This window comes from Streptomyces sp. NPDC093149, assembly GCF_044754145.1.
GTDB lineage: Bacteria > Actinomycetota > Actinomycetes > Streptomycetales > Streptomycetaceae > Streptomyces.
Map to the genome: position 1 here is coordinate 1 of NZ_JBIVON010000065.1, position 4,318 is coordinate 4,318.

A 4,318-nucleotide genomic window follows, 5' to 3' on the forward strand; every position below is an offset into this window, starting at 1 on the left:
CGTCGACGGCCGCGAGGACGCGGTGCCCGTCGCGGGCACGCTGCGGCGCGGCGAAGGATCCCTGCACCGCATGGTGCTGGCGGTCGCGCAGGCCTGTGTCCATGGCGTGGCCGTGGACTGGACGACCGTGCTCCCGGACTCCGGCGCGCGGCGCGTCCAGCTCCCGACCTATGCCTTCCAGCATCAGCACTTCTGGCCGGAGAGCGCCGGCGGGGCGACCGACGTCGGCGCCGCCGGGCTCACGGCGGCGGAGCATCCATTGCTGGGGGCGATGTTGTCGTTGCCACAGAACGACGAGGTGGTCTTCACCAGCAGGCTGTCGGTGCGGACGCACCCGTGGCTGGCGGACCACGCCGTGCGCGATTCGGTGATCTTCCCCGGTACCGGGTACGTGGAGCTGGCGATCCGCGCGGGAGACAGCGTCGGCTGCGACCGGCTCGACGAGCTCGTCCTCGAGGCACCGCTCGTGCTCCCCGCTTCAGGCGGCGCGCAGGTGCAGGTGGTGGCCGGGCCGGACGAGGCTGAACGGTGCAGCGTCACGGTGTATGCGCGGGTGGACGGCGAGGAGACCTGGACTCGCCACGCGACCGGCATCGTGAGCGCGTCCGCCGCCGACGACCGGGCCGACGACGCGTTCGAACCCCTTACCCAGGCCTGGCCCGCTGCGGATGCGGCACCGCTGGAGACCGAGCAGTTCTACCAGCAGCTGGCCGAAGGCGGTTTCCTCCGCTACGGCCCGGTGTTCCAGGGGCTGCGCAAGGCCTGGCGGAGCGGGGACCGGATCCTCGCCGAGGTCGAGCTGCCGGAGTCCGCCCGCGCTTCGGCGGAGTCGTTCGGTATTCATCCGGCGCTGCTGGACGCGGCACTGCACACCACGGTCTTCGCCGGTCTCGACGCGGCTGAGCAGGGCGGGCTGCCGTTCAGCTTCACCGACGTGCGGCTGCGCGCCTCGGGTGCGTCGCGGCTGCGGGTCGTGCTCACCCGGACCGGCCCGGACCAGGTCGCCATCGCGGTCGCGGACAGCGCCGGCACTCCCGTGCTGTCGATCGGGTCGCTGGCCGTGCGGGCGCTCGCCTCGGATAGCTTGACGGCTGGCTCCGGCGATGGGGCCGTGTTGCTGATGGAGTGGCTCGAGACCGGGCCCGGCGCAGCCGACCCGATGGGTGACTGGGCCACAGTCGCCCCCCGTGGCGCGGACTACCTTGACCTGAGCGCGGTCGGTACCGCGCTCGACGAGGGCAGGCCGGTGCCGGGAGCGGTCGTGCTGGCCGTGGCCGGCGGGCCGGACTCGGTGGTCGGGTCCACGCACGAGCTCACCGGCTGGGTGCTGCGGCAGCTGCAGTACTGGCTTGGTGAGGCGAGGTTCGCGTCGATCCCGCTGGTGGTGTCGACCCGGGGCGCGGTGGCCGTGCACTCGGGCGAGCCGGTGACCGACCTGGCCGCGGCCGCGGTGTGGGGTCTCGTGCGGTCGGCGCAGTCGGAGAACCCGGACCGGATCGTACTGCTCGACACCGACACCGACACCGACACCGGCATCGGGATCGAGGCCGGTGTGCTGGGCGCGATCCTGGCATCCGGCGAGCCGCAGTGGGCGGCGCGCGGCGGGCGGTTCCACACCGCACGGCTCGTCCGGGCCCGGCCGGTCGACGAGCTGGCCGCACCGGGAGACGTGCCCTGGCGGTTGGACTCCACGGACAAGGGCATGCTCGAGAACTTGGTGCTCGTGCCAGCTCCCGAACTGGCCGATCCGCTTACACACGGGCAGGTTCGCGTCCAGGTCCACGCGGCGGGCCTGAACTTCCGGGACGTGCTCAACGCGCTGGACATGGTGCACGACGTGCGTGCGGAGGGCCCGCTGGGCAGCGAGGTCGCAGGTGTCGTCACGGAGGTCGGCCCCGGCGTGTGCGATCTGCGGCCCGGCGACCGGGTCATGGGCCTGGCGTTCGGCGCGTTCGGCCCGGTGGCGGTGACCGACCACCGGCTGCTGGCGAGGATCCCCGAGGGCTGGTCGTTCGCCACCGCGGCGTCGGTTCCTGTCGTGTTCCTGACCGCCTACCACGGGCTGCTGGATCTCGCCGGGCTGGAGCCCGGTGAGTCGGTGGTGGTCCATGCCGGCGCCGGCGGTGTCGGGCTCGCGGCGATTCAGCTGGCACGCCACCGGGGCGCGGAGGTCTACGCCACGGCGAGTGAGGGCAAGTGGGGTGTCCTGCGGGAGTGGGGAGTCCCGGCCGAGCGGCTGGCGTCGTCCCGGGATCTCGACTTCCGTGAGCGTTTCCGGGCCGCCACCGCGGATCGGGGTGTGGACGTGGTCCTGAACTCGCTCGCGGGGGAGTTCGTGGACGCGTCGGTGGATCTGCTGGCTCCGGGCGGGCGGTTCCTGGAGATGGGCAAGACCGACATCCGATCGCCGGAGGACTTCCGCGACCGGCCGTTGAGCTACCGGGCCTTCGATCTGATGGAGGCCGGCGCCGATCGGATCCAGGAGATGCTGCGGGAGCTGACGGCGCTGTTCGAAACCGGCGGGATCCGACCGCTGCCGGTGGCGGCGTGGGATGTGCGCCGGGCACCGGAGGCGTTCCGGTTCATGAGCCAGGCCAGGCACGTCGGCAAGCTGGTGCTGACGGTCCCGCAGCCCTTGACGCCCGACGGCACCGTGCTGATCACCGGTGCCGGTGGTCTCGGTGGCGTGGTGGCGCGGCATCTGGTGGCCGAGCACAGGGTGCGGAACCTGGTGCTGGTCAGCCGGCGCGGCTCCGACGCGCCGGGCGCCGCGGAGCTGACCACCGAGCTGGCGGGGCAAGGGGCCCGGGTGACGTTCGCCGCCTGCGATCTGACCGACCGGCGGGCGCTGGCCGCGGTGATAGGCGCCGTCGGACCGGAGCATCCGCTGACCGCCGTCGTGCATACGGCGGGGATCCTGGAGGACGGGGTCATCGGCTCGCAGTCGCAAGAGCAGCTCGATCGGGTGCTGGCGCCGAAGGTCGACGCGGTCTGGAACCTGCACGAGCTGACCCGCGAGTACGACCTGTCCCGATTCGTGGTGTTCTCGTCGTTGGCCGGACAGGTGGGGAACAGCGGGCAGGGCAACTACGCGGCGGGCAATGTGTTCCTCGACAGCCTGATGGCGCGCCGCCGTGCCGAGGGGCTGCCCGGGCAGTCGATGGCCTGGGGCGCCTGGACGACCGACGTTGGCCTGGTCGGGACCCTGTCCGACACGGATCTGCGCCGCATCGCCCGGTCGGCGATGCCGCCGCTGGGTGTGGAGCAGGGCATGAACCTGTTCGATCGGGCGTGGGGCTCGGGCGCCGCGGTGCTGGGGCTGGCCCGGCTCAACGTCCGGGCGCTGCGCGCACAGCGGGACGTCGCACCGCTGTGGCGGTCGCTGACCGGCAACGCGGCGCGGCGTTCCGCCGACAACACGCAGGGTGGCCGCGACGGCTTGGCGCGGCAGCTCACCGGGATGTCCACTGTGGACGGGCTGGCGATCCTCGTCGAGCTGGTGCGCGATGCCGCGGCAGCGGTGCTCGGCCACGCGTCGAGCGCGCAGATCGACGCCGCGCAGCCGTTCGCCGAGCTGGGCTTCGACTCGCTGACTGCGGTCGAGCTGCGCAACCTGCTGCAGGCCAGGACCGGAGCGATCCTGCCCGCGAGCCTGGTGTTCGACTACCCGACCGTCACCCACATCGCGAAGCATCTGACGGGCGCGTTCGACGACACCCGGCCGGTGGGCACGGCTCCGCTGCCGCCATCGGTCTCCGTCACTGACGACCCGATCGTCTTCGTCGGGATGGCGTGCCGCTTCCCCGGCGGCGTGGCGGATCCGGACGATCTCTGGCAGCTGGTCGCCGACGGAGCCGAGGGCATCACGCCGTTCCCCGCCGACCGTGGCTGGGACCTCGACGCGGCGCTCGGCGCCTCGGCGACGGGCGAAGGCGGCTTCCTGGCCGGCGTCGGCGAATTCGACGCGGCGTTCTTCCAGATCTCCCCGCGTGAGGCGCTGGCCACCGACCCCCAGCAGCGGCTGTTGCTCGAGACCTCCTGGGAGGCGCTGGAACGTGCCGCGATCGACCCGAACTCGCTGGCGGGCAGCCAGACCGGGGTGTTCGTCGGCGCGTATCACATGGGGTACAGCGAACTGGTCGCCCGCGGCGGTGAACAGCTGCAGGGCCACCAGATCACCGGCGCTGCGACCAGCGTCATCTCGGGCCGGGTGGCCTATACGCTCGGGCTCGAAGGCCCTGCGGTGAGTGTGGATACGGCGTGTTCGTCGTCGTTGGTGGCGATGCACCTGGCGGCGCAGGCGCTGCGGTCGGGCGAG

General features: G+C 72.5%; 1 protein-coding gene. It reads left to right on the forward strand.

The annotated features are described in order from the left end of the window. A partial coding sequence (locus tag ACIQCZ_RS42430; protein ID WP_402291555.1) for an SDR family NAD(P)-dependent oxidoreductase occupies nucleotides 1-4,318 on the forward strand: 4,318 nt, incomplete at both ends.